Here is a 24,915-nt window from a genome sequence, read left to right as displayed (position 1 = left end):
AAGAAGCAGGCCAATGCACACAAGTGACCCCGGCGGGGCCGTCGCGCTGCGTGTCGCAGTTCGGCCGAACGGGTGACTTGGCGTAAGAATTGGCCGGATGCAGGCATGGAACGCGAGTCAGGTCGGGGGGAGCCGGTGAGCCGTTACGACGTCACCGATGAACAGTGGGAGGGGCTCGCCCAGGTGGTGCCGCTGCGGGGCCGGGACGCGTGGCCGTCCGCGGTCGGGCACCGCTCGCTGCCGGACGCCGAGACCGAGACGCGCCGCCGGTTCGTGGTCCTGCGGGTCAACGTCTTCGCCGACGCCCGCGAGGTCGCCGAGACCCTCATGGCGGGCGCGCCCGTCCTGCTCGACCTCACCGGAGCGGAGACCGAGACCGCCAAGCGCGTCCTCGACTTCAGCACGGGGGTGGTCTTCGGTCTGGCCAGCGGGATGCACCGGGTCGACCGGAACGTGTTCCTCCTCACCCCGCCGGGCACGGAGGTCGGTGGACTCATGGAGGGGGCGGGGGTCTCGGAGGGCTGAGGGACGTCCCGGTGAGGGAGTTCGCGTTCGGACCGCGTCACTCCGGTTCGTCCCTCGATCGTAGGAAGGTGCCGGAGCCAAAACGGTTCGCCGAGTGTGCCGAGTCCTACGGTCCGGGACATGGCCGTCCCCTCCGCGCTCCCGTCCCCCTCCGACTCCACCGCGCCCCCGGGGCCGTTGCCCCCTACCCCCGTCGATGTACGGCCCCGGCTCACCGAGCTGCGGTTGTCCGCCTTCGCCGGGCACCGGCGGACCGGACTGCCGCTGGGGCCCGTGACGTTGATCGCCGGGCGGAGCGGGTCGGGCAAGTCGAGCGCGCTCGCGGCGTACGAGGCGCTGGCCCGGCTCGGCGGCGGGACCCCGCTCGGCGAGGTGTTCCCGGACCCGCTCGCGTGCGTGCCGGAGCGGGCCCGGCCCGACCGCGAGGGGCGGCGCGGATTCCGGATCGGCTGTACGGCCGACGGCGCCGAGGGGCCGGTCCGTCTCGACGTCGCCGTACAGGCCGAACCCCATCTGCGGATCGTGGGCGAGCGGTTGACGGCCGACGGCGTCGTCCTGCTGGAGACCGCCCTGCGCGACCCCGGACGCCGGACCGTGCAGGCCGCCTGGCACACCGCCGGCTCCGCGCCGGTGACCCGCGCCCCGCTGCCCGACGACCGCCTCGGCACCGCCCTGCTGCCGCTGCGCGTCGCCGGCAAGACCGACGGACAGCGGCGTGTCCTCGCCGCCGCCGAGCAGATGGTCGTCGCGCTGCGCTCGGTCTTCCCCTGCGACCCGCGCCCCGAGTGCATGCGCCGCCCCGTCCCCACCGGCTCCGGGCGCCTGCTGACGGGCTGCGACAACCTCGCCGACGTCCTGTGGCGCACCCGCGCCGAATGCGGACGGCGCCACGCCCTGCTGGTGGAGGCGGTGCGGGCGGGTTGCGCGGGGCGGGTGACCGACCTGGTCGCCGAGCCGCTGCCCGACGGCACGGTCCGCGCGCTGCTCGACCGGGGCGACGGCTTCCGTACCGGGATCGGGCTGCTGGGCGACGGTGAACTCCGGTACCTGGCCCTGGCGTTGGTGCTGCTGACCGGACCCGGTGTGCTGGCCGTGGACACCCCCGGCGAGGTGCCCGACGCGCTGCGCTCCCTCACCCTCCTCACCGACAACTTCGATCGCGCCCTCGATCCCGGCCAGCGCCGCGCGCTGCTGCAGGTCGCGGTCCGGATGGCCGCGCGGGGGCACATCCGCTGCGTGGGCGCGGTGAGCGACGCGACCTGGGCGGCGGGGGAGGAGGGAGTCACAGTGGTACACCTGGGTCCGTGACCGCACATCCCGATCTGCCCGAACTCCAGCGTCGGCTCGCCCGGTTCGCCGCCGCGCGGAACTGGCAGCCGTACCACACCCCCAAGAACCTGGTCGCCGCGCTCAGCGTGGAGGCCTCCGAACTGGTCGAGATCTTCCAGTGGCTGACGCCCGAGGAATCCGCCCGGGTGATGGACGACCCGGACACGGCGCACCGGGTCCGGGACGAGGTCGCCGACGTGCTCGCCTACCTCCTCCAGTTCTGCGAGGTGCTCGACGTCGATCCGCTGGCCGCGCTGAGCGCCAAGATCGACCGCAACGAGCGGCGGTTCCCCACCGCGGAATCCTGACCTCCGTTATTACTCTCCGGAGTTGACTTCCTTCCCGAATCCGAATTGTTGTCCACAGATTTCCCCCTACCTCTGGCTTTTCGCCCCATCGACCTTCACTCTGGGTAGTGGAACAGTGGAGTTCAGTGACCGCGCGGGGAAGCGCGGCGGGCGGACGGGGGCGCGCATGGACGCGGTACGGCTCATCGCGGCGAGCAGGAGAGCCCTGGCCCAGGGCGCCGACGGCGCGGAGATCATGACGGAGGTCTGGCAGGCCCAGGCCCTGGCCCAGGCGATCGGCAGCCGCCTCGCCGTGTCCGGCCCGCCGGAACTGCGCGGCGAGGCACTGGGCCTGACCGAACTGGCGGGCCGGGGCTGCGGAGTCCTCGACCCCCCGCGCCTCGACCCCGGCGACCTGCGCGCCGCCCGGCTGACCGAACTGGCCGACCCCCGCCACACCCTCCTCGCCCTCGGCAGCCTGCTCGGCGAGGTCGGCATAGCCCTGGTCGGCCTCGCCAGCGCAGCGGCGGACGAGGCGACGTACTGGCAGTGCATGGAGGCCATCGACGCGGCCGACGAATCCCGCGACCGCGTCCTGGAGATGCTGCGCAAACTGGAGGCCAGAGAGGAACGCTTACCGGAACCGGAACCTGAGGCGGGCTGACCAGGACCGAGATCGGGACGGGACCGGCGGCTGCTGTCCGGCCGGAGCACCAGGGGGAACCGGCGGGGCTGACCCCGGTGGCCAGGGAGAGCCTGCTCCTCCTCCGGGACCCGGACGCCGACATCCGGCGGCACGCCGCCGCGTCCCTCTCCGGGTCCCGCGACCGGACGGCTGCTGTCATGGACGCCCTCATCTCCCTGTCGGACGAGGAGGACCGGCATCTGCGGCTGGAGGCCGCCTATGCGCTCGCCGTCCGCGACGACCCGCGCAGCGAGGCGGCCTACGAACGCGTCGGTCCGCTCGGTCCCGCCTTCGAGCTCGGCCACCGCGTGACCGCTCACTGGCACTACGAGGTCCGCAACCTGCCGCGGAATCGCCTCTCCGCGACGGCAGCCCGGATTCCTAGTCGCCGGCCGAGCCGCTCAGGCGCCCCCGGGACTCCGCTTCCTGATGGAGGTCGGAGAGGTCCGCGTTCAGCGCCGCCATCAGTTCCTCCATCTGTTCCAGCAGCCCCTTCGGGCGGCTGGAGGGGGCGTCCGATCGGGGGACTGGCTCTTCGGACATGACGGCCTCCTCGGCCCTGGGCCCGGGAGGGCCGGCACGGTGGCGCGCGGCGGTGTCGACCGTCCGGCGCGGGTGCCGGACGGTCCGGCTCCGACGGGCCAAACGATCACCGCCGGGGCGGGTCACTGGCCCGCACGGCACCCCGCGCCCGGAGCGGGCGAAGTTCACCCGACCGTGAACGGCCGCGGCGGGCCGGACCGACGCGGTTGACGGGGGCGACGCCGTGCAGGATGGATGTATGGACCTTCGAATCTTCACCGAGCCCCAGCAGGGGGCCACCTACGACACCTTGCTCACCGTGGCGAAGGCCACCGAGGACCTGGGCTTCGACGCGTTCTTCCGCTCCGACCACTATCTGCGCATGGGCGGCTCGGACGGCCTGCCCGGCCCCACGGACGCCTGGATCACCCTGGCCGGCCTGGCCCGCGAGACCAAGCGGATCCGCCTCGGCACGCTGATGACGGCCGGCACTTTCCGGCTGCCCGGCGTGCTCGCCATCCAGGTCGCGCAGGTCGACCAGATGTCCGGCGGCCGGGTCGAACTGGGCCTGGGCGCGGGCTGGTTCGAGGAGGAGCACACGGCGTACGGCATCCCGTTCCCCAAGGAGAAGTTCGCCCGGCTGGAGGAGCAGCTGGCGATCGTCACCGGGCTGTGGAGCACCCCGCTCGGCAAGACGTTCGACTTCCACGGCACGTACTACGACCTCACCGACTCGCCCGCGCTGCCCAAGCCGGCCCAGCGGAAGGTCCCCGTGCTCGTCGGCGGCCACGGCGCGACCCGCACCCCGCGTCTCGCGGCCAGCTACGCCGACGAGTTCAACATCCCCTTCGCCGGCGTCGAGGACTCGGCACGGCAGTTCGGCCGGGTCCGGGCCGCCGCCGAGGAGGCCGGCCGCCCGGCGGACGAGCTGACCTACTCCAACGCCCTGGTGGCCTGCGTCGGCAGGGACGACCGCGAGGTCGCCCGGCGGGCTGCCGCCATCGGCCGCGAGGTGGACGAACTGAAGGCCAACGGCCTGGCGGGCTCCCCGGCCGAGGTGGTCGAAAAGCTCGGCCGCTACGCCGCGATCGGCTCCCGCCGCGTCTACCTCCAGATGCTCGACCTCTCCGACCTCGACCACCTGGACCTGATTGCCTCCCAGGTCCAGTCGCAGCTGTCGTAGCGCGGTCCGGGGCGGGGACCGCCGCACCCCGCCCCGGGCGAGAGTGCCGCCCGGGCCGGGAATGTGATCTAACTGTGAACCCGCTGTGCCGGAATTGTGGGTTCCGTCACAGCGCGCGTGATCCACGACTGGTCGGATGGCCGGGTGCGCAAAATCCTGCCCCTCACCCTCACCGGCCTGCTGGCCCTGTCCGCATGCCAGTTCACCTCGGACGGTGACGACGCCGGCACCGGTGTCCACGCCCTCAACGACATGAAGGCGCTGCCGCTGCACGCCTACCTGCCCGACCCCGCGTCGACCGGCGGCCAGGACGTCGGCACGGCGCAGTGGATCCTCGCCAGGCAGTGCATGATCCGGCTCGGCTTCACCGGCTTCCGGGCGTTCGACGTCAAGTCCGTCGAGTCGACCTACCCCGTCCGCCAGGGCAGCCTCGTCAACGAGGACGGGCTCGGTGACGACAGCCCCTACGGCGTCGACGATCCCGCCGTGGCCGCCGAGCACGGCTACCACAACGGCGGCGTGGACACCGGCGCCGAACCCCGGGAGTGGCCCGCCGACCAGTACACCGCCCTCACCGGCAGCTTCGAGTCCGGCGAGAGCCACCGTACGCACGGCAGGCCCATACCCGAGGGCGGCTGCCTGGGTGCCGCCACCCGGAAGATCTACGGCTCCGAGCCCCGGCCGATGAACGTGGGCGGGCTGAAGCTCTCCGGCTACTACTCGCTCGCCACGGAGCTCTGGATCCAGGCGCGCAAGGAGGCCGGGAAGGACCCCGCCTGGAAGAAGGCCGACCGCGCCTGGTCGCGCTGCATGAAGGACAAGGGCTTCCACTACCCCGACCCGGACAAGGCGTCCGTCGACTACCACTGGTTCACCACGCACCAGGCCTCCGGCAAGGAGAAGAAGACCGCCGTCGCCGACGCCCGCTGCAAGCTCGGCACCGACTACATCCAGACCGCCCACCGCATCGAGGTCCGCACGCAGAACGCGGCCATCGCCCGGCACAAGAAAGCGCTGGAGGACGGCCGCGCGGCGGACCAGCAGGCGATCGGCAACGCCCGCAGGATCATCGCCGAGCAGTCCTGAGCCCGGCCGCCCCGGCCCGGCGCAGCGGAAAACAGGGTGGTCGGCGGGGCGTCCGCCAGGGAAGAATCGGCCGCATGTTCGTGACGATCTCCACCACAGGCACGGCGGTGAACCCGGCCGCCGACCTGGGGTACCTGCTGCACAAGCACCCCGACAAGGTGCAGACCTTCTCCACCTCGCACGGTCCCGCGCACGTCTTCTACCCCGAGGCGGGTCCCGAGCGGTGCACGGCCGCGCTGCTGCTGGAGGTCGATACGGTGGCACTGGTCCGGCGGGGCAAGGGCAAGGGCCGCGGCGGGGCACCCGACGCGGCACTCGCCCAGTACGTCAACGACCGGCCCTACGCCGCCTCCTCGCTGCTGGCCGTCGCGGTGAGCAACGTCTTCTCCAGCGCGATGCGGGGCGTCTGCAAGGCCCGCCCGGAGCTGGCGGCGGCCCCGCTGCCGCTGCGCGTCGAGGTGCCCGTGCTGCCCGCGCGCGGCGGCGCCGCCCTCGTACGCAGGCTGTTCGAGCCGCTCGGCTGGACGGTGGACGTCACACCCGTCCCGCTGGACACCGCGTTCCCGGAGTGGGGCGACTCGCGCTACGTCCGGCTGGTCCTGGAAGCCGGCACGCTGACCCTCGCCGAGGCACTGCGCCACCTGTACGTGCTGCTGCCCGTCCTCGACGACGCCAAGCACTACTGGGTCTCCGCCGACGAGGTCGACAAGCTGCTCCGCGCGGGCGAGGGCTGGCTGCCCGGCCACCCGGAGCAGAAGCTGATCACCAGCCGGTACCTGTCCCGCCGCTGGTCGCTGACCCGGCAGGCCATGGAGCGCCTCGAACTGGTGCGGCTCGCCGAGGCCGACGACAGCGAGGTCGAGTCCATCGACAACGCCGTCGAGGAGGACACCGAGGCCGAGGAGAAGCCCACCCCGCTCGCCGTACAGCGCAGGGAGGCCATTCTCGACGCCCTCCGCGAGTCCGGCGCCGCCCGCGTCCTGGACCTCGGCTGCGGCCAGGGCCAGCTGGTGCAGGCGCTGCTGAAGGACGTGCGGTACACCGAGATCGTCGGCGTGGACGTCTCCGTGCGCGCCCTCACCATCGCCTCCCGCCGGCTGAAGCTGGACCGCATGGGGGAGCGGCAGGCCTCCCGCGTCACCCTCTTCCAGGGCTCGCTCGCCTACACCGACAAGCGCCTGAAGAGCTACGACGCCGCCGTGCTCAGCGAGGTGATCGAGCACCTCGACCTGCCCCGGCTGCCCGCCCTGGAGTACGCCGTCTTCGGCGCGGCGCGTCCGCGCACGGTCGTCGTGACCACACCGAACGTCGAGTACAACGTCCGCTGGGAGACCCTCCCCGCCGGGCACGTCCGGCACGGCGACCACCGCTTCGAGTGGACCCGCGAGGAGTTCCGCACCTGGGCGGCGACCGTGGCCGAACGGCACGGCTACGGAGTCGCGTTCCGGCCCGTGGGCCCCGACGACCCCGAGGTCGGACCGCCCACCCAGATGGCCGTGTTCACCCTGGAGACCGCACACGACGAGAAGGAGAAGGAGGCGAAGGCGGCATGACCGAGGCAAGCGAGACCGACGAAACCACCCAGCGCACGGAGACGGCGGCCGGCCGGGTGCTGCCCGTCACCGACCTCTCCCTCGTCGTCCTCGTCGGCGCCTCCGGCTCCGGCAAGTCCACCTTCGCCCGACGGCACTTCAAGCCGACCGAGGTGATCTCCTCCGACTTCTGCCGCGGCCTCGTCTCCGACGACGAGAACGACCAGAGCGCCACCCGGGACGCCTTCGACGTCCTGCACTACATCGCCGGCAAGCGGCTTGCCGCCGGCCGCCGCACCGTCGTAGACGCCACCGGCGTGCAGCAGGACAGCCGGCGCCAGCTGATCGAGCTGGCACGCGAGCACGACGTGCTGCCCATCGCCATCGTGCTCGACGTGCCCGAGGAGGTGTGCGCCGAACGCAACGCGGCCCGCACCGACCGCGCCGACATGCCCCGCCGGGTCATCCAGCGGCACACGCGTGAACTCCGCCGCTCGCTAAGGCACCTGGAGCGCGAGGGCTTCCGCAAGGTGCACGTCCTGCGCGGCGTCGAGGAGGTCGAGGGGGCCACCCTCGTCACCGAGAAGCGGTTCAACGACCTGACCCACCTCACCGGCCCCTTCGACATCATCGGCGACATCCACGGCTGCGCCGCCGAACTGGAGGCCCTGCTCGCCAAGCTGGGCTACGTGGGCGGCGTTCACCCCGAGGGCCGTACCGCCGTGTTCGTCGGCGACCTCGTCGACCGCGGCCCGGACACCCCCGGCGTGCTGCGCCGGGTGATGGCCATGGTGAAGGCCGGTGCGGCGCTGTGCGTGCCAGGCAACCACGAGAACAAGTACGGCCGTTACCTCAAGGGCCGAAACGTCCAGCACACCCACGGGCTCGCCGAGACCATCGCCCAGATGGAGGGCGAGACCGAGGAGTTCAAGACGGAGGTCCGCCGCTTCCTGGAGGGCCTGGTCAGCCACTACGTGCTCGACGGCGGCAGACTGGTCGTCTGCCACGCCGGCCTGCCCGAGAAGTACCACGGCCGCACCTCGGGCCGCGTCCGCAGCCACGCCCTGTACGGCGAGACCACCGGCGAGACCGACGAGTTCGGCCTGCCGGTGCGCTACCCGTGGGCCGAGGACTACCGGGGCCGCGCGGCCGTCGTCTACGGCCACACCCCGGTGCCGGAGGCCACCTGGCTGAACAACACCATCTGCCTGGACACCGGTGCCGTCTTCGGCGGCAAGCTGACCGCGCTGCGCTGGCCGGAGCGCGAACTGGTCGACGTACCGGCCGAGAAGGTCTGGTACGAGCCGGCCAGGCCGCTGCGTACCGAGGCGCCCGGCGGCCACGACGGACGGCCGCTGGACCTGGCCGACGTGTACGGCCGCCGGGCCGTGGAGACCCGGCACGCCGGCCGCGTCGCGGTCCGCGAGGAGAACGCGGCGGCGGCCCTGGAGGTCATGAGCCGCTTCGCCACGGACCCCCGCCTGCTGCCGTACCTGCCGCCGACCATGGCGCCCACGGCCACCTCGCATGTGAACGGCTATCTGGAGCACCCGGTGGAGGCGTTCGCGCAGTACTCCGAGGACGGTGTCGAGCGGGTCGTGTGCGAGGAGAAGCACATGGGCTCGCGGGCGGTGGCGCTGGTGTGCCGGGACGCGGAGGCCGCGAGCAGGCGTTTCGGCGTCGACGCGGGCCCCACCGGCTCCCTCTACACCCGTACCGGGCGACCGTTCTTCGACGACGCTCAGGTCACCGAGGAGATCCTCGGCCGGCTGCGCGCGGCGATCGGCGAGGCCGGACTGTGGGACGAACTGGACACGGACTGGCTGCTGCTGGACGCCGAGCTGATGCCGTGGTCGCTGAAGGCGTCCGGTCTGCTCCGCAGCCAGTACGCGGCCGTGGGCGCCGCCTCCGGCGCGGTGTTCCCGGACGTGCTCACCGCCCTGGAGGGCGCCACCGCACGGGGTGTCGACGTGGCCGCGCTGCTGACCCGGCAGCGGGAACGCGCCGCCGACGCCGCCGCGTTCACCGACGCCTACCGCCGCTACTGCTGGACCACCGACGGCCTCGACGGCGTCCGGCTGGCCCCCTTCCAGATCCTGGCCGCCCAGGGCCGCAGCCTCGCCGGTCTCCCGCACGACGAGCAACTGGCCCTGATCGACCGGCTGGTGGAACACGACGGCACCGGCCTGCTGCAGACCACCCGCCGCCTGTACGTCGACACCGGCGACCCGGAGTCCGTCCGGGCGGGCGTCGACTGGTGGCTGGAGATGACCGGCCGCGGCGGCGAGGGCATGGTCGTCAAGCCGGTCGGCGCGCTGGTCCGCAGCCCGCAGGGGCGGATCGTGCAGCCCGGCATCAAGTGCCGGGGCCGCGAGTACCTCCGCATCATCTACGGCCCCGAGTACACGCGTCCGGACAACCTTGCCCGGCTGCGCCAGCGGTTCCTGAACCACAAGCGGTCGCTGGCGATCCGTGAGTACGCGCTCGGCCTGGAGGCCCTGGACCGGCTGGCCGACGGCGAGCCGCTGTGGCGGGTGCACGAGGCCGTCTTCGGGGTGCTCGCCCTGGAGTCTGAGCCCGTGGACCCGCGTCTTTAGGTCAGGCCCCCGGCCGGCAGGTCGGCACAGAACGCCCTTGTGCCGCACACCGTCCGTCCATATGGTGGACGGCCGTGCGGCACAAGGGTGTTCACGTGGTGAGGGGAGCAGGGGACGTGGAGATCAAGAAGGTCGTGGTCCGGGAGGACCGCAGCACCAGCCGCCGGCCGGCGATCCTGGAGAAGCGGCCGACCCGCTGAACATGCGCATTCACCTGGTCACGATGCCCTGGCATCCCCTCGACCTCCCCTCCCTCCAACTCGGCCTGCTGCACCGCGTCGTGTGCGACGCCCGCCCCGCGGACGAGGTCACCGAGTTCCACGGCTCCCTGCGCTGGGCGGAGTTCCTGCTGGAGCGCTCGGCCGGCCGGCTGCGGCCCGGCGACTGCGTGGCCGTCGGCAGCGACGCGATCTTCCACGGCCTCGGGGACTGGGTCTTCTCCGGAGCTCTGTACGACGACCCCCGCTGGGGCCTCGCCCGGCTCCGCGCGTACGCGGCCGACCGCGGCGTCCCCGTCGACACCGCCGTCGCCATGCGCCCCTACGCCGAGGACTTCGTCGCGGAGTGCGCCACCGAGGTGCTGGCCGCCGAACCGGACGTCGTCGGATTCACCACCACGTTCATGCAGAACGTCCCCTCCCTGGCCCTCGCCCGCGAACTCAAGCGAAGACGGCCGGAGTTGACGGTCGTGTTCGGCGGCGCCAACTGCGACGGCCCCATGGGCCACGCCCTGCACCGCAACCATCCCTTCGTGGACCACGTGGTGCGCGGCGAGGGCGAGTACGCCTTACCCGCGCTGCTGCACCACCTCGACGCCGGCACCGCGCCCGCGGACGTGCCCGGCCTGTGCTGGTGGGACGGCCCCGTGTCCCGAGCCAACCCCGAGACGCGCCGGACCGTGGCGCCCGCCGACATCCCCGCACCCGACTACGACCAGTGGCAGACGGCCCTGGACACCTCCCCGGTCCGGGAGTACGTCCATCCCAAACTGGTCGTCGAGGGCGCCCGCGGCTGCTGGTGGGGAGAGAAGCACCACTGCACGTTCTGCGGGCTCAACGGCTCCGCCATGGCGTTCCGCGCCAAGCCCGGCGAGCGGCTCTGGCAGGAGATCGACCGCCTCGTCCGCCGCCACCACATCCTCGACATCGTCACCGTCGACAACATCATCGACATGGCCTACTTCCGCGACTTCCTGCCCCGCGTCGTCGACAGCGGCTGGGACCTGCGGCTGCACTACGAGGTCAAGTCCAACCTCACCCCCGACCAGCTCCGCCTCCTCTCCGACTCGGGCACCGTGCACATCCAGCCCGGCATCGAGAGCCTGGGCAGCAGGGTCCTGGACCTCATGGACAAGGGCGTCACCGGCGCCCGCAACGTCCGCACCCTGCGCGAGTGCGAGAACCACGCGCTGACCTGCTCCTGGAACCTCCTCTACGGCTTCCCCGGCGAACGGGCCGAGGACTACACACCGGTCATCGACCAGCTCCCCGCACTGGTCCACCTCCAGCCGCCGAGCGGTGCCCACCGCATCCAACTGGAGCGGTTCAGCCCCCACTTCACCGACCCCGGCCTGGGCTTCGGCAAACGCCGGCCCGCCGAGATGTACCAGCACGTCTACGACCTCCCCGAGAACGAACTCGGAGACCTGGTCTACCTGTTCGACACCGAGGACGCGGGGATCTCCGGCGAGGTCGAGCAACGGCTCACCGAGGCCGTGGCCGACTGGCGGGCCGGTCACGCGCACTCCCGGCTGCTGTACGAGGACGCCGGCACCGACCTGCTGGTCCACGACACCCGGCACGGCCGCACCCCCGCTACCCACCGCTTCACCGGCTGGCACGCCGACGCCTTCCGCCACCTGGACGCCGGCCGCACCACCCCCGCCCTGCACCGACTGCTCACCACCGACGGCCACCAGGTCCCGTTCGACACCCTCGACGCCTGGCTCCACCACGCCCTGACCCTCGGCCTGCTTTTCCGGGACGGACACACCTATGTCTCCCTCCCCACATGGGGCGAACCGGTGAGGCTGCTTGAGAGCACGGAGGCGCTCGCATGACCGAGCTCCCCACGACCGTCGCCCACCGCCTCACCGGCCGCCGCGTCGAGATCACCGACCCACTGGACCTGACGGGCGCGGGCCGCGAGACCTGCGAGGCCGTCCGCTTCCTGCGCGAGTGCCAGGGCCGAGCGCTGAAGGTGAACTGGCGGGCGGCGGGCCACCCCTCGTACGACACGACGCTGCTGCACCACCTCCAGCCGCCGGGCGAACTCCCGGGCTGCCAGTTCGAGTTGACATCATGGCAGTCGGCGTACTCCTACGGCCTCCTCTACTACCGACGCGGCCCGGAGTTCTGCACGCTCATGGACCGTCGCGCTTCCGGCACGGCGGCCCGCCTCACCCTGGACCACCCGGTCCTCCTCGCGACGTTCCGCCGCCTCCAGAAGCCGTTGTCTCTCGACGAGTTGAACACGGATGAGCGCCAGGCGGCGGACCTGCTGACCGCAGAGCGACTGGTTCTGGTGAGCGGTGAGTGGGTCGTGGCCCTGCCCCCGAGAGCTCGGCGCTGGCCGGTCCCGTGCACAGAAATCTGACGGCGCATCTGAACGTCCGATGCGTGGACGCGCCCCAAAGGGGCGCGGGGAACTGCGCGACCAGCCCCCACCGGCCCGCAGTGTCCCCACTACCCGACCAGCCTCAGACACTCGGAAGAAACTCCCACTCGAACCGTCTGCCCCCAGCGGAGCTGAATCGCATCACTCTCGACCCCATCGCCGAAGGCAACGAGCCGATCCGACTCCACCGTCACCGTCAGCCCGGTGCCGGCGGACAGCTCACCGGAGACCAGGGAGGTGCCCGTCGCCGGCGACGGCCACGCCTCCCGGACGAACCACACCAACCTCTCCTCCGTGGGCGACGGCAGCGCGAGCGCTCCGCCCCGCTCCTGCCACACCGACCGCAGCCACCCGGTCGCACCCGTGCCCGTGCCCACCAGCACCCCGGAGGAGGCCTGGGCCTCGACGGCACCCCCGGACTCGTCGAGGCCCAGGCGGTAGCGGGCGGTCTGGTGGCCGGGCATGCCCAGGTAGATTTCGTTGAGGGCGACCAGCCGCTGGGTGTCGTCGGCGACGGCCTCGACCATGGTGAGTTCGTCCACGGCGGTGCCGGGCAGCGCCGCCAGCAGGGCAGCCGCGTCGCGCGGGCGGTGCCGTACCAGCACGCCGGGGTTGCGGCCGGGATCGGTGTCGATGCCGATCACCGGCTGGCCGGTGAGGTACTTGGCGGTGTTGGCGACCAGCCCGTCCTGGCCGACGACCACGACGACGTCCTCCGGGGCGAACAGGAAGCGGTCCAGGTCGGCCCGTTCCACCCGGGCCTGCCGCCAGGCGGGCGGCACCGCGGAGGTCACCTCGGCCAGGGCCCGGCGGGTCCGGCGGTGGCGGTCGGCGACCTCCTCGATGTCGCGGCCCCGGGAGGCGAGGAAGAAGGCGGCCTGCCCGTGCGTGCCGTGCCGGGCCACCAGTTCCTCGTACTCCGTGGTGCGCCGGACCAGCACGGCGCGCGGCGCGAGGGTCATTGCGCTGCTCCGGTGGCACCGAGCCGGGTGAGCAGCCCCGTCAGCACGTCCGGTGAGACGGTCACGCTGTCGATGCGTGGGAGGTTCTCCGCCAGCCGTGTGGCGGTGGACGCGTGCAGCGTCGCGGCGCCGTCGATCCCGGCGTCGGCGTGCACCCGCAACCAGGCGGCCTGCGCCTCGGCCCGCGCCGCTCCCACTTCACGCGCCCCCTCGGCCTCGGCCCGCGAGACCCGCACGGCGCGCTCGGCCTCCGCCTCGGCCAGCTTCCGGGACCGCGCGGCCTCCGCCTCGGCGAGCTTCACGGACCGTGCCGCCTCCGCCTCGGCGAGTGTCACCGACCGGGCCGCCTCCGCCTCCGCGCGTACCGCGTCGGCCGCCGCCTGTTCCTCGGCCTCGCGGCGGGCGTTGGTGCCCCGCTGCTCGACCAGGTGTTCCTCGCGGCGGGCGAGTTCGATGCGGCTGGCCAGTTCGTTCTCGGCGATGGTCCGCTCCCGCTCGACGGCCACCGCGCGCCGCTCGTAGGTCGCCCGGTCGGCCTCCTGCTGGATCTGCTCGCGGGCCGGGGTGCGCAGCGCCCGCTCCACCTCGGGTTCCGGCCGCAGCGCCATGACCCGGACGGCGACGACCTCAATGCCGGTGGCGGGCAGCCGCGGTTCCGTGCCCAGCCCCGCGGCGACCCGTTCGCGGACCACGGTGACGCCGTCGGCCAGGGCCGCCGACAGGGGCGTACGGGCCAGGACGTCCAGCGCGTGCTGCTGGGCCGTCTCGGTGAGCAGGGTGCCGAGCTGCTCCAGCGGGGTGCCGCGCCAGCCGCCCGTGTCCGGGTCGACGGAGAAGTCCAGGCGGGCGGCGGCGACGGCCGGATCGGCGATCCGGTAGGTGACCGTGGCCTGCACCGACACGTCCTGGAAGTCGGCGGTGCGGGCGTGGAAGGTCATCGCCAGTTCCCGGTCGTCGACCGGCACCTCGGAGAGGGCGGCGGTCAGCGGGCGGAACCAGAAGCTGAGCCCGGGGCCGTCGTGGACCAGCGTGCCGGAGCGGTGGTGGCGGATGTGTGCCGTGGGCGCGCCCCGCAGGTGGCGCCAGCCCAGGCGCCGGGTGATGTCGGCCATGGGAACCTCGCTTTTCGTCACTGAGACGATAAGTGCTCGCGCCACTTCTCGTCAACAGGACGAAAACAGGTGACGGCGGAAACGCGCGAGGAGAGAGTGAACGCGCGTCCGGGCGGCCAGGATGGAGGCATGGCATACCACGTCGACTCCGAGGCCGGGCGGTTGCGCCGGGTGATACTCCACCGGCCCGACCTGGAGCTCAAAAGGCTCACCCCCAGCAACAAGGACGCGCTGCTGTTCGACGACGTGCTCTGGGTGCGCCGGGCGCGCGCCGAGCACGACGGGTTCGCCGACGTCCTGCGGGACCGGGGCGTCGCCGTCCATCTCTTCGGCGACCTGCTCCACGAGACCCTGGCGATCCCGGAGGCCCGCGCGCTCGTCCTGGACCGGGTCTTCGACGAGAAGGAGTACGGCCCGCTCGCCACCGACCACCTGCGCGCCGCCTTCGACGGGTTCGACCCGCGCGAGCTGGCCGAGGCCCTGGTCGGCGGCATGACCAAGCGGGAGTTCCTGGACGCGCACGCCGAACCGGCCTCCGTCCGGTTCCACGTCATGGACCTGGACGACTTCCTGCTGCGCCCGCTGCCCAACCACCTCTTCACCCGCGACACCTCGGCGTGGATCTACGACGGCGTCTCGATCAACGCGATGCGCATGCCGGCCCGGCAGCGCGAGACCGTGCACTTCGAGGCCATCTACCGGCACCACCCGCTGTTCCGTGAGGAGACGTTCCATGTCTGGTCCCGGGGGCAGGCCGACTACCCGTCGACCATCGAGGGCGGCGACGTCCTGGTGATCGGTAACGGCGCCGTCCTCATCGGCATGAGCGAGCGCACCACCCCGCAGGCCGTGGAGATGCTGGCGTACAAGCTGTTCGCGTCCGGCTCGGCGCGGACGATCGTGGCGCTCGACATGCCCAAGCGGCGGGCGTTCATGCACCTGGACACCGTGATGACCATGGTGGACGGCGACACCTTCACCCAGTACGCCGGCCTCGGCATGCTCCGCTCGTACACGATCGAGCCGGGGGTCGGCGACCGGGAGCTGAAGGTCACCGACCATCCCCCGGAGCACATGCACCGCGCGATCGCCGCCGCCCTGGGCCTCGGCGAGATCCGCGTCCTGACCGCCACGCAGGACGTGCACGCGGCCGAGCGGGAGCAGTGGGACGACGGCTGCAACGTCCTCGCGGTAGAGCCGGGTGTCGTGGTCGCCTACGAACGCAACTCCACCACCAACACGCACCTGCGCAAGCAGGGCATCGAGGTGATCGAGATCCCGGGCAGCGAACTGGGCCGGGGGAGGGGTGGCCCGCGCTGCATGAGCTGCCCCGTCGAGCGTGAGGCGGTGTGAGACGGCCGACTCCGCGGACACCACGACAGGCTGTATATAAATGCTGAACATCGTATAGAATTCCAGAGTCCGTGCTACCCGTACCTCTGGAGCGCCCCCATGGCGACAGTCCCGACCGCCCTCGCCGGCCGCCACTTCCTCAAGGAGCTGGACTTCACCGAGGAGGAGTTCCGCGGCCTGGTCGAGCTGGCCGCGGAGCTGAAGGCCGCCAAGAAGACGGGGAGCGAGACCCAGTACCTGCGCGGCCGGAACATCGCCCTGATCTTCGAGAAGACCTCGACGCGCACCCGCTGTGCGTTCGAGGTCGCCGCCGCCGACCAGGGTGCCTCCACGACCTGCCTGGACCCCTCAGGGTCGCAGATCGGGCACAAGGAGTCCGTGAAGGACACCGGTCGCGTCCTCGGCCGGATGTTCGACGCCATCGAGTACCGGGGCGACAGCCAGGCCGGTGTCGAGGAACTGGCCGCGCACGCGGGCGTGCCCGTCTACAACGGGCTCACCGACGACTGGCACCCCACCCAGATGCTCGCCGACGTGCTCACCATGACCGAGCACAGCGCCAAGCCGCTGACGGACATCGCCTTCGCCTACCTCGGTGACGCCCGCTTCAACATGGGCAACTCCTACCTGGTCACCGGCGCCCTGCTCGGCATGGACGTACGGATCGTCGCGCCCAAGGAGTACTGGCCCGCCGAGGAGATCGTGACCCGCGCCCGCGAGCTGGCCGAGGGCAGCGGCGCCACGATCACGCTCACCGAGGACGTCACCGACGGCGTCCGCGGCGCCGACTTCGTCGCCACCGACGTCTGGGTCTCCATGGGCGAGCCCAAGGAGGTCTGGGACGAGCGCATCGCCGCCCTCGCGCCGTACGCCGTGACCATGGACGTCCTGCGGGCCACCGGCAACCCGGACGTGAAGTTCCTGCACTGCCTGCCGGCCTTCCACGACCTCGGCACCAAGGTCGGCCGCGAGATCCACGCCCGTCACGGGCTGGACTCCCTGGAGGTCACCGACGAGGTCTTCGAGTCGGCGCACTCCGTCGTCTTCGACGAGGCCGAGAACCGGCTGCACACCATCAAGGCGGTCCTGGTCGCCACCCTGGCCCGCCCCGCGTAGCCCCCACCGGCGAGACGTTCGCAGCCCCCATCGGCACGTATCCTGACCGGCGGCCCGGTACCACCCCTTCCGGCCGCCGCCCGCGACCCCACCACGGTCGCCCGCACCACCAGAAACGAGCACCACCCGCATGCCCGCTCCCCGCATCAAGTCCCCCGGCGCGCTCATCGCCGAGTCCGGCGCCGACCGCGAGGGCCACGGCCTGAAGCGCACGATGGGCCTCTTCCAGCTCATCTGCTTCGGCGTCGGCGCCATCGTCGGCACCGGCATCTTCGTCGGCCTCTCCGACTCCGTCGCCCAGGCCGGCCCCGCCGTGGTCGTCTCCTTCGTGCTCGCCGCGATCACCTGCGTGTTCACCGCCTTCTCCTTCGCCGAGCTGGGCGGCGCGATCCCGGTCTCCGGGTCCTCGTACTCCTTCGCCTACGCCGGTCTCGGCGAGTCCACCGCCTTCCTGGTCGGCTGGTGCCTGCTGCTGGAGTACGGCGTCTCCATCTCGGCCGTCGCGGTCGGCTGGAGCCAGTACGTCAACGAACTCCTGCACAGCCTGACCGGATGGCAGCTCCCGGCGGCCCTGTCCGCCGGCCCCGGCGACGGCGGGATCCTCAACCTGCCCGCCGTGATCGTCATCGCCATGGGCGCTCTCCTGCTGGTGCGCGGCGTGCGCGAGAGCGCCCGGGCGACCGCCGCCATGGCCGCGGTCAAGCTCGTCATCCTGCTGGTCTTCTGCGCCATCGGCTACAGCGCCTTCAAGGACGGCAACCTCACCCCGTTCTCCCCGGCCGGCCTCGGCGGCATCGGCGCGGGCACCACGGCCGCGTTCTTCTCCTACATCGGCTTCGACGCCATCACCACCGCCGGTGAGGAGGCGAAGAACCCCCGCCGGGACATCCCGGTCGCGATCATGGTCTGCATGGGCATCGTGACCCTGCTGTACTGCGCGGTCGCACTCGCCGCGATCGGCGCCGTCGGCGGCGATCAGGTCGCGGGCCGCCCCGCCGCCCTGTCCTACGTCGTGAACGAGGTCACCGGCTCCGCGGTCGGCGGCGGTGTCATCGCCTTCGGCGCGGTCGTCGCCATCGCCTCCGTCGTCCTCGCCGTGATGTACGGCCAGACGCGCATCCTGATGTCGATGTCCCGCGACGGACTGATCCCGCGCGTCTTCGAGAAGGTGAACCCGAGGACCTCCACCCCGGTGGCCGGCACGCTGATCGTCGCGGTCGTCTTCGCGCTCCCGGCGGCCTTCGCCTCCCTGGACGCCGTGATGAACCTGTGCACCATCGGCACGCTCGCCATCATGGCCGTGGTCAACATCGCGGTGCTCGCGCTGCGCCGACGGGAGCCGGGCCTCGCCCGCAGCTTCCGGGTACCGCTGTACCCGGTCGTGCCGCTGCTCGGCGTCGGCTTCTGCCTGTACCTGATGTACGAGACCGGCTGGCGGACCTGGCTCCAGTTCGCGGGCTTCCTCGCGGCCGGCCTGCTCGTCTACGCCGCCTACGGGCGCCGGCACTCCACGCTGGCCCGGACGCCGGACCCCGAGGTCACAGCGGACGCCGCTGAGCGGGAACCGCAGGCAGTGTGAACCACACCGCCTTGCCCCGCGGGGTGGGGCGGTGTCCGCACGAGGAGCTGAGGGCGCGGATCAGCAGCAGACCGCGCCCGCCCTCCGCCCACACGTCCGGCTCCTCGATCACCGGGCGTGTGAGATGGCCGGGCGGCGCCGGGTCCGGGTCGTGCACCTCGACCTGGCAGCCGCTCGACCGCAGCTCCACCACCAGCTCTATCGGGCCGCGCCCGGCGGTGTGCTCCACCGCGTTGGCCACCAGTTCCGCCGTCAGCAGCTCCGCCGTGTCGCTGTCGGCCGCGTGCTCACCCTCCGAGAGGGCCGTCCGCACCAGGGCACGCGCCGTCGGCACGGCCGCGGTGGTGTGCGGCAGCGCGATGCGCCAGGAGGCCGGTTCGGCGGGGCGTTCGTGCAAGGCGAGTCCGTTCATGGAGCAGGCTGTCCTGCTTTCGACTGTGGAAATGGTACGGGCCCGCCCGCACAGTCCGTCGCCCGGGCACCGTACCGAGGCCCTCCGGCCCCGGTACCGGGCGGCTTACCCGCGTGAACGCCCCGCCTCGCCCGCCCGGCCCCACTGTTACGGCGCTGTCGACGATCAGTGACGCCCGTGACCGGAACCGGCCGCACCGGACACTCCACGCGAGGCTTGCTTGTCGCGCTATCCTGACGACAGTCACGAACAAGTGATAACTTCATGGGTAGAGCACCGTGAGGCACCACCCCCCTGCACGTGACGCACCGCCGCCCGGGAGGCCGCACGTCATGAGTCCCTTCACCGGCTCCGCCGCCCGCACCCCCGAGTGGGAGCACCTGCGGGTCAAGCTCGACGACGGCGTCGCCACCGTCACCCTCGCCCGCCCCGACAAGCTCAACGCCCTCACCTTCGGCGCCTACGCCGACCTGCGCGATCTTCTCGCCGAACTGTCCCGCGAGCGGTCCGTGCGCGCCCTGGTGCTGGCCGGCGAGGGCCGCGGCTTCTGCTCGGGCGGCGACGTCGACGAGATCATCGGCGCCACCCTGTCCATGGACACCGCGCAGCTGCTCGACTTCAACCGGATGACCGGCCAGGTCGTCCGGGCGGTCCGCGAGTGTCCTTTCCCGGTGATCGCCGCTCTCCATGGCGTCGCGGCCGGCGCCGGTGCCGTCCTCGCCCTCGCTTCCGACTTCCGCGTCGCCGACCCGAGCACCCGCTTCGCCTTCCTCTTCACCCGCGTCGGCCTCTCCGGCGGCGACATGGGGGCCGCCTACCTGCTGCCCCGCGTCGTCGGCCTGGGCCACGCCACCCGCCTCCTCATGCTCGGCGACCAGGTCCGCGCCCCCGAGGCCGAGCGCATCGGCCTGATCAGCGAACTGACCGAGGAGGGCCGTGCCGACGAGGCCGCCTCGACCCTGGCCCGCCGCCTCGCCGACGGCCCCGCCCTGGCCCACGCCCAGACCAAGGCCCTCCTCACCTCCGAACTCGACATGCCCCTGGCCGCCTCCATCGAACTGGACGCCTCCACCCAGGCCCTCCTGATGACAGGCGAGGACTACAAGGAGTTCCACGCCTCCTTCACAGAAAAGCGCCCGCCAAAGTGGCAGGGGAGGTGACCTGATCTTGATCCCGACCTCGGACCAACCCACCCCAGGGGCGCGGGGCAGTGTCGATATGCGGCTCCGCCGCGGGGCGCGACAAGCCACAACGAACCCGCACCCGCAAACGACGCCCAACCACCCCCCACGCATAGCGATCCTCGGCGGAGGCCCCGGCGGCCTCTACACCGCCGCGCTGCTGAAACGCCTCAACCCGGCCAGAGACATCACCGTGTGGGAACGCAACCCCCCGGACAGAACCTTCGGCTTCGGAGTCGTCCTCTCCGACGAAACCCTGGGCGGCATCGAACACGCCGACCCGCAGGTGTACACGGCCCTACAACAGCACTTCACCCGCTGGGACGACATCGACATGATCCACCGGGACACCCGCCAAACCTCCGGAGGACACGGCTTCGCCGCCCTCGGCAGACGCCGTCTCCTCCAGATCCTGCACGCCCGCTGCCAAGCACTCGGCGTCCACCTGAACTTCTCCACCGAAGCGCCGCCGCCAGGCGACCTCGCGGCCACCCACGACCTCGTCGTCGCGGCCGACGGCGTCCGCAGCGCCACCCGCGAGACCTACGCCGACGTCTTCCGCCCCCACGTCACCGAACACCGCTGCCGCTACATCTGGCTGGCCACCGACTTCGCCTTCGACGCCTTCCGCTTCGAGATCGCCGAGACCGAGCACGGCGTGATGCAGCTCCACGCCTACCCCTATGCGCCCGACGCCTCCACCGTGATCGTCGAGATGCGCGAAGAAGTCTGGCGGGCGGCGGGATTCGACGAGCTGAGCGCCCAGCAGTCCATCGACCACTGCGCCAAGATCTTCGCCGAGGCGCTCCGCGGCCGCCCCCTGCGTTCCAACAACTCCGCCTGGACCACGTTCCGTACGGTGGTCAACGAGCACTGGTCGCACGGCAACGTCGTCCTCCTCGGCGACGCCGCGCACACCGCGCACTTCTCCATCGGCTCCGGTACCAAACTCGCCGTCGAGGACGCCCTCGCGCTCGCCGCCTGCCTGGAGGAACAACCGAGCACAGCGGACGCACTCAAGGCCTACGAAGCGGAGCGCAAACCCGTCGTCGCCTCCACCCAGCGGGCCGCCCGCGCGAGCCTGGAGTGGTTCGAGAACCTCAGCCTGTATCTCGACCAGCCGGCCCGCCAGTTCGCGTTCAACCTGCTCACCCGCAGCCGCCGGGTCACCCACGACAACCTCCGCCTGCGTGACGCCCGCTTCACCGGGGCCGTGGAGCGCGAGTTCGGCTGTCCGCCGGGCACGCCCCCGATGTTCACCCCGTTCCGGCTGCGCGGCCTGACCCTGCGCAACCGGGTCGTCGTCTCCCCGATGGACATGTACTCCGCGACCGACGGCATGCCCGGCGACTTCCACCTCGTCCACCTCGGCGCCCGCGCCCTGGGCGGCGCCGCTCTGGTGATGACCGAGATGGTGTGCGTGAGCGAGGAGGGCCGGATCACCCCCGGCTGCACCGGCCTCTACACCGGCCGGCAGGGCGAGGCCTGGCGGCGGATCACCGACTTCGTGCACACGCAGGCGCCGGGCACGGCGATCGGGGTGCAGCTCGGGCACTCCGGCCGCAAGGGATCGACGAGGCTCATGTGGGAGGGCATGGATGAACCGCTGCCCGAGGGCAACTGGCCGCTGGTGGCCGCCTCCCCGCTGCCGTACAAGGCGGGCAGTCAGACCCCGCGCGAACTGACCCGCGCCCAACTGACGGACCTTCGCGAGCAGTTCGCGTCGGCCGCCGGGCGCGCCGCGCGGGCCGGCTTCGACCTGCTCGAACTGCACTGCGCGCACGGCTACCTGCTCTCCGGCTTCCTCTCCCCGCTGACCAACCGGCGTACCGACGCCTACGGCGGCTCCCTGGAGAAGCGGCTGCGGTTCCCGCTCGAAGTCTTCGACGCCGTACGCGAGGTGTGGCCCGCCGAACGGCCCATGACGGTACGGATCTCCGCCACCGACTGGGCCGAGGGCGGTACCGGCGCCGAGGACGCCGTGGAGATCGCCCGCGCCTTCGCCGCGCACGGCGCCGACGCGATCGACGTGTCCACCGGGCAGGTGGTGGCGGAGGAGCGCCCGGAGTTCGGGCGGTCGTACCAGACGCCGTTCGCCGACCGGATCCGGCAGGAGGCGGGCGTCCCGGTGATCGCCGTCGGCGCGATCTCCTCCTGGGACGACGTCAACTCCCTGATCCTGGCCGGGCGGACCGACCTGTGCGCGCTGGCCAGGCCGCACCTGTACGACCCGAACTGGACCCTGCACGCCGCCGCCGAACAGGGCTACGACGGCCCCGGGGTCGTCTGGCCGGTGCCCTACCGGGCGGGCAGCCGCCGTCCGCAGACGGGCCGCACCGACGCCCCCAAGCCCCGCCTCTCACTGGACCTGTGAGGCTCCCGGCGGCCCGACGAACTCCGCCCCGGCCGCCCGCAGCCGCTCGTGCAGTTCGTGGAACACCGCTGCCGAGCGGGTGCCCGGCCAGTCTGCCGGGAGGAGGCCGGCCGGGAGCCCGGGGTCGGCGTAGGGCAGGTGGCGCCAGGAGTCGAGGGCCAGGAGATAGTCCCGGTAGGCCTCCTCGGGCGGGGTGTCCGGGCGCTGCCGCCAGGTGTGCAGGACCGGCGCGTGCGCGTCCAGGAAGCGTTCGTGCTCCTTGGCGATCGCGGCCAGGTCCCACCAGCGGGTGACCGCCTCGGGGGTGGGCGCGAAGCCCAGGTGGTCGCCGCGGAAGAAGTCGACGTACGGGTCCAGGCCCAGCCGGCGCAACGTGTGTCGGGTCTCCTCGTACAGGCGGGCCGGGGCGATCCACACCCCGGGGGCCGCCGTGCCGAAGCCCAGGCCGGACAGCCGGGAGCGCAGCACGTGCCGCTTCTGCCGCTCCGACTCGGGGACGGAGAACACCGCGAGCACCCAGCCCTCGTCCGCCACGGGCGCGGTGGCGTAGATGCGGCGGTCGCCGTCCTGGAGCAACTGGCGGGCCTCGGCGGGGAGTTCGTAACCCGCCGCGCCCCCGGCGGTGCGGGCGGGCCGCAGCAGGCCGCGCCGTTTGAGCCGGGACACCGAGGAGCGCACGGAGGGCGCGTCCACGCCGACCGCGGCCAGCAGCCGGATCAGCTCGGCGACGGGTACCGGGCCGGGCATGAAGCGGCCGTACGCGCCGTAGAGCGTGACGATGAGGGACCTGGGGGCGTGCTGGTCGGTCACGCTGATCATTTTAGGTCGTCGGGGTCACTGCTGATCACCCGCGGTCCGCAGCCGGAACCGCTGCAGCTTGCCGGTCGCCGTGCGGGGGAGGGCGTCAAGGAAGACGAACTCGCGCGGGCACTTGTACGGGGCCAGCTCGGCCTTGAGGAAGGCACGCAACGCCTCGGTGTCCCGCGGCGCGCCGTCCCGGAGGACCGTGTAGGCGACGACGATCTGGCCGCGGGCCTCGTCGGGGCGGCCGACGACGGCCGTCTCGACCACGTCCGGGTGGCGCATGAGCGCGTCCTCGACCTCCGGTCCGGCGATGTTGTACCCGGAAGAGATGATCATGTCGTCGGCGCGGGCCACGTAGTGGAAGTAGCCGTCTCCGTCACGCACGTAGGTGTCGCCGGTGATGTTCCAGCCGTCGCGAACGTACGCCCGCTGGCGGGGGTCGGCGAGGTAGCGGCAGCCGACCGGGCCGCGGACGGCCAGCAGGCCCGGCTCGCCGTCGGGCACGGGTGCGCCGTGCGCGTCCTGGACGCGGGCCTGCCAGCCCGGCACGGGCACGCCGGTCGCTCCGGGTCTGATGTCGTCGTCGGCGGCGGAGACGAAGATGTGCAGCAGTTCGGTGGCGCCGATGCCGTTGATGACGCGCAGTCCGGTGCGCTCCCGCCAGGCGTGCCAGGTGGCGGCGGGCAGGTTCTCGCCGGCCGAGACGCAGCGCCGCAGGGACGAGGTGTCGTACCCGTCCAGCTCGTCGAGCATCGCGCGGTAGGCGGTCGGCGCGGTGAACAGCACCGACACCCGGTGCTCGGCGACGGCGGGCAGCAGTTGCCTGGGGCCGGACTGCTCCAGCAGCAGGGCGCTCGCGCCGGCCCGCATCGGGAAGACGACCAGTCCGCCGAGGCCGAAGGTGAAGCCGAGCGGGGGGCTGCCGGCGAAGACGTCGTCCGCGCGCGGGCGCAGGACGTGCCGGGAGAAGGTGTCGGCGATCGCGAGGACGTCCCGGTGGAAGTGCATGCACCCCTTCGGGCGGCCCGTCGTGCCGGAGGTGAACGCGATCAGGGCCACGTCGTCGGCGGCGGTGGCGACGGCCGGGAACGGGGTGCCGGGTGCGGGGCGGCGCAGCAGGTCGTCCGGCGCGTCACCGCCGTACGTCGTCAGGACGAGACCCGGCACCTCGGCCTTCACCAGGTCGTCGACGGCCCGGATGTCGCACAGCGCGTGCCGGACCCGGGCGATCTCGCACATCGTGGCCAGCTCGTGCGGGCGCTGCCGGTCCAGCACGGTGACCGCGACCGCGCCCGCCTTCAGCACCGCCAGCCAGCAGGCGGCGAGCCACGGGCTGGTGGGGCCGCGCAGCAGGACCCGGTTGCCCGGGACCACGCCGAGATCGCCGGTCAGGACGTGGGCGATACGGTCCACCCGGGCGCGCAGTTCGCCGTACGTCCAGGCCGGCCCGGACGCGGTGCGGAACACCGGGCGGTCCGGATCGCCGCCGTCGAGGAGTTCGGCGGCGCAGTTCAGCCGCTCGGGGTAGTGCAGCTCCGGCAGCTCGAAGAGCAGCCGGGGCCATTCCTCCGGCGGGGGCAGATGGTCGCGCGCGAAGGTGTCGACGTGGGCCGAGACGTGCATGGCGGTTCGCCCCCTTGCCGTTACGGCGTAGAAACGG

The 24,915-nt window shown here is 72.3% G+C and carries 21 protein-coding genes and 1 pseudogene; 16 read left to right on the top strand and 6 right to left on the bottom strand.

Translation table 11 applies throughout. The features are described from left to right. The first annotated feature begins 105 nt into the window (after positions 1 to 105). The 5 genes and pseudogenes from ABZ854_RS24920 to ABZ854_RS24900 all read left to right on the top strand — a co-directional run. The gene (locus ABZ854_RS24920) at positions 106 to 525 is read left to right on the top strand and encodes a cell division protein SepF (protein ID WP_361214561.1); all 420 of its coding nucleotides are present in this window, start codon (positions 106 to 108) and stop codon (positions 523 to 525) included. Positions 526 to 645: 120 nt separating this feature from the next. After that, positions 646 to 1,833 carry an ATP-binding protein gene (locus tag ABZ854_RS24915; RefSeq protein ID WP_361214559.1) on the top strand — a complete coding sequence of 396 codons (1,188 nt, stop codon included), beginning with the start codon at positions 646 to 648 and terminating at the stop codon, positions 1,831 to 1,833. Beyond that, complete coding sequence (locus ABZ854_RS24910) at positions 1,830 to 2,162, top strand: nucleotide pyrophosphohydrolase (protein WP_361214557.1); 333 nt, start codon at positions 1,830 to 1,832, stop codon at positions 2,160 to 2,162. Before ABZ854_RS24915 ends, ABZ854_RS24910 begins: the two co-directional genes overlap by 4 nt. A gap of 166 nt (positions 2,163 to 2,328) precedes the next feature. Continuing rightward, positions 2,329 to 2,805: a DUF6099 family protein gene (locus ABZ854_RS24905; RefSeq protein ID WP_361214555.1), complete on the top strand. Its 477-nt coding sequence runs from the start codon at positions 2,329 to 2,331 to the stop codon at positions 2,803 to 2,805. 77 nt (positions 2,806 to 2,882) lie between these two features. Next, positions 2,883 to 3,065 (top strand): annotated as a pseudogene (locus tag ABZ854_RS24900) (HEAT repeat domain-containing protein); the annotation flags it as partial. Between the two features lie 142 nt (positions 3,066 to 3,207). Here ABZ854_RS24900 and ABZ854_RS24895 read toward each other — a convergent pair. Then, positions 3,208 to 3,369: a hypothetical protein gene (locus tag ABZ854_RS24895; RefSeq protein WP_361214553.1), complete on the bottom strand. Its 162-nt coding sequence runs from the start codon at positions 3,367 to 3,369 to the stop codon at positions 3,208 to 3,210. 238 nt (positions 3,370 to 3,607) lie between these two features. Here ABZ854_RS24895 and ABZ854_RS24890 point away from each other — a divergent pair, with 238 nt between their 5' ends. From ABZ854_RS24890 to ABZ854_RS24865, 6 genes are all read left to right on the top strand, one after another. After that, the gene (locus ABZ854_RS24890; RefSeq protein WP_361214551.1) at positions 3,608 to 4,531 is read left to right on the top strand and encodes an LLM class F420-dependent oxidoreductase; all 924 of its coding nucleotides are present in this window, start codon (positions 3,608 to 3,610) and stop codon (positions 4,529 to 4,531) included. A gap of 144 nt (positions 4,532 to 4,675) precedes the next feature. Next, positions 4,676 to 5,617, top strand: a complete 942-nt coding sequence (locus tag ABZ854_RS24885) for a hypothetical protein (protein ID WP_361214549.1) — start codon at positions 4,676 to 4,678, stop codon at positions 5,615 to 5,617. A 74-nt stretch (positions 5,618 to 5,691) separates the two neighbouring features. After that, entirely contained in the window at positions 5,692 to 7,170 is a 1,479-nt protein-coding gene (locus tag ABZ854_RS24880; protein WP_361214547.1) for a 3' terminal RNA ribose 2'-O-methyltransferase Hen1, read from the top strand. Then, complete coding sequence (locus ABZ854_RS24875) at positions 7,167 to 9,746, top strand: polynucleotide kinase-phosphatase (RefSeq protein ID WP_361214545.1); 2,580 nt, start codon at positions 7,167 to 7,169, stop codon at positions 9,744 to 9,746. Before ABZ854_RS24880 ends, ABZ854_RS24875 begins: the two co-directional genes overlap by 4 nt. Before the next feature lie 202 nt (positions 9,747 to 9,948). Beyond that, complete coding sequence (locus tag ABZ854_RS24870) at positions 9,949 to 11,805, top strand: RiPP maturation radical SAM C-methyltransferase (protein WP_361214543.1); 1,857 nt, start codon at positions 9,949 to 9,951, stop codon at positions 11,803 to 11,805. Next, complete coding sequence (locus ABZ854_RS24865) at positions 11,802 to 12,341, top strand: DUF5825 family protein (RefSeq protein WP_361214541.1); 540 nt, start codon at positions 11,802 to 11,804, stop codon at positions 12,339 to 12,341. The genes ABZ854_RS24870 and ABZ854_RS24865 overlap by 4 nt, the downstream gene beginning before the upstream one ends. Before the next feature lie 89 nt (positions 12,342 to 12,430). On the opposite strand, the gene ABZ854_RS24860 is transcribed toward ABZ854_RS24865, so the two are convergent. Further along, complete coding sequence (locus ABZ854_RS24860) at positions 12,431 to 13,324, bottom strand: hypothetical protein (protein WP_361214539.1); 894 nt, start codon at positions 13,322 to 13,324, stop codon at positions 12,431 to 12,433. Beyond that, entirely contained in the window at positions 13,321 to 14,436 is a 1,116-nt protein-coding gene (locus tag ABZ854_RS24855; protein WP_361214538.1) for an SPFH domain-containing protein, read from the bottom strand. Before ABZ854_RS24855 ends, ABZ854_RS24860 begins: the two co-directional genes overlap by 4 nt. Positions 14,437 to 14,565: 129 nt before the next feature. Here ABZ854_RS24855 and ABZ854_RS24850 point away from each other — a divergent pair, with 129 nt between their 5' ends. The 3 genes from ABZ854_RS24850 (at position 14,566) to ABZ854_RS24840 (ending at position 18,484) form a co-directional block, all read left to right on the top strand. Further along, on the top strand, positions 14,566 to 15,789 hold the full coding sequence (locus ABZ854_RS24850) for an arginine deiminase (RefSeq protein WP_361214536.1): 1,224 nt from the start codon (positions 14,566 to 14,568) through the stop codon (positions 15,787 to 15,789). Between the two features lie 99 nt (positions 15,790 to 15,888). After that, positions 15,889 to 16,905 carry an ornithine carbamoyltransferase gene (argF, locus tag ABZ854_RS24845; protein WP_361214534.1) on the top strand — a complete coding sequence of 339 codons (1,017 nt, stop codon included), beginning with the start codon at positions 15,889 to 15,891 and terminating at the stop codon, positions 16,903 to 16,905. Between the two features lie 130 nt (positions 16,906 to 17,035). Continuing rightward, on the top strand, positions 17,036 to 18,484 hold the full coding sequence (locus tag ABZ854_RS24840) for an amino acid permease (RefSeq protein WP_361214532.1): 1,449 nt from the start codon (positions 17,036 to 17,038) through the stop codon (positions 18,482 to 18,484). Here ABZ854_RS24840 and ABZ854_RS24835 read toward each other — a convergent pair. Then, on the bottom strand, positions 18,444 to 18,896 hold the full coding sequence (locus ABZ854_RS24835) for an ATP-binding protein (protein WP_361214530.1): 453 nt from the start codon (positions 18,894 to 18,896) through the stop codon (positions 18,444 to 18,446). The genes ABZ854_RS24840 and ABZ854_RS24835 overlap by 41 nt on opposite strands. 332 nt (positions 18,897 to 19,228) lie before the next feature. Between ABZ854_RS24835 and ABZ854_RS24830 the strand changes: the two genes are divergently transcribed. Beyond that, complete coding sequence (locus ABZ854_RS24830) at positions 19,229 to 20,056, top strand: enoyl-CoA hydratase family protein (protein WP_361214529.1); 828 nt, start codon at positions 19,229 to 19,231, stop codon at positions 20,054 to 20,056. 58 nt (positions 20,057 to 20,114) lie between these two features. Next, positions 20,115 to 22,451 (top strand): bifunctional salicylyl-CoA 5-hydroxylase/oxidoreductase, encoded by a 2,337-nt coding sequence (locus ABZ854_RS24825; RefSeq protein WP_361214527.1) that lies wholly within the window; start codon positions 20,115 to 20,117, stop codon positions 22,449 to 22,451. Here ABZ854_RS24825 and ABZ854_RS24820 read toward each other — a convergent pair. After that, positions 22,437 to 23,270, bottom strand: coding sequence for a PaaX family transcriptional regulator C-terminal domain-containing protein (locus ABZ854_RS24820; protein WP_361214525.1), 834 nt, complete (start codon positions 23,268 to 23,270; stop codon positions 22,437 to 22,439). The two genes, ABZ854_RS24825 and ABZ854_RS24820, sit on opposite strands and share 15 nt — an antisense overlap. 15 nt (positions 23,271 to 23,285) lie before the next feature. Further along, complete coding sequence (locus ABZ854_RS24815) at positions 23,286 to 24,878, bottom strand: AMP-binding protein (protein ID WP_361214523.1); 1,593 nt, start codon at positions 24,876 to 24,878, stop codon at positions 23,286 to 23,288. Between the last annotated feature and the right edge of the window lie 37 nt (positions 24,879 to 24,915).

The organism is Streptomyces sp. NPDC047028, assembly GCF_040644095.1.
In the GTDB taxonomy this organism is placed as follows: Bacteria; Actinomycetota; Actinomycetes; order Streptomycetales; family Streptomycetaceae; genus Streptomyces.
Note: the sequence above shows the minus strand (reverse complement) of the source record. Positions and strands in the feature narration are given on the sequence as shown.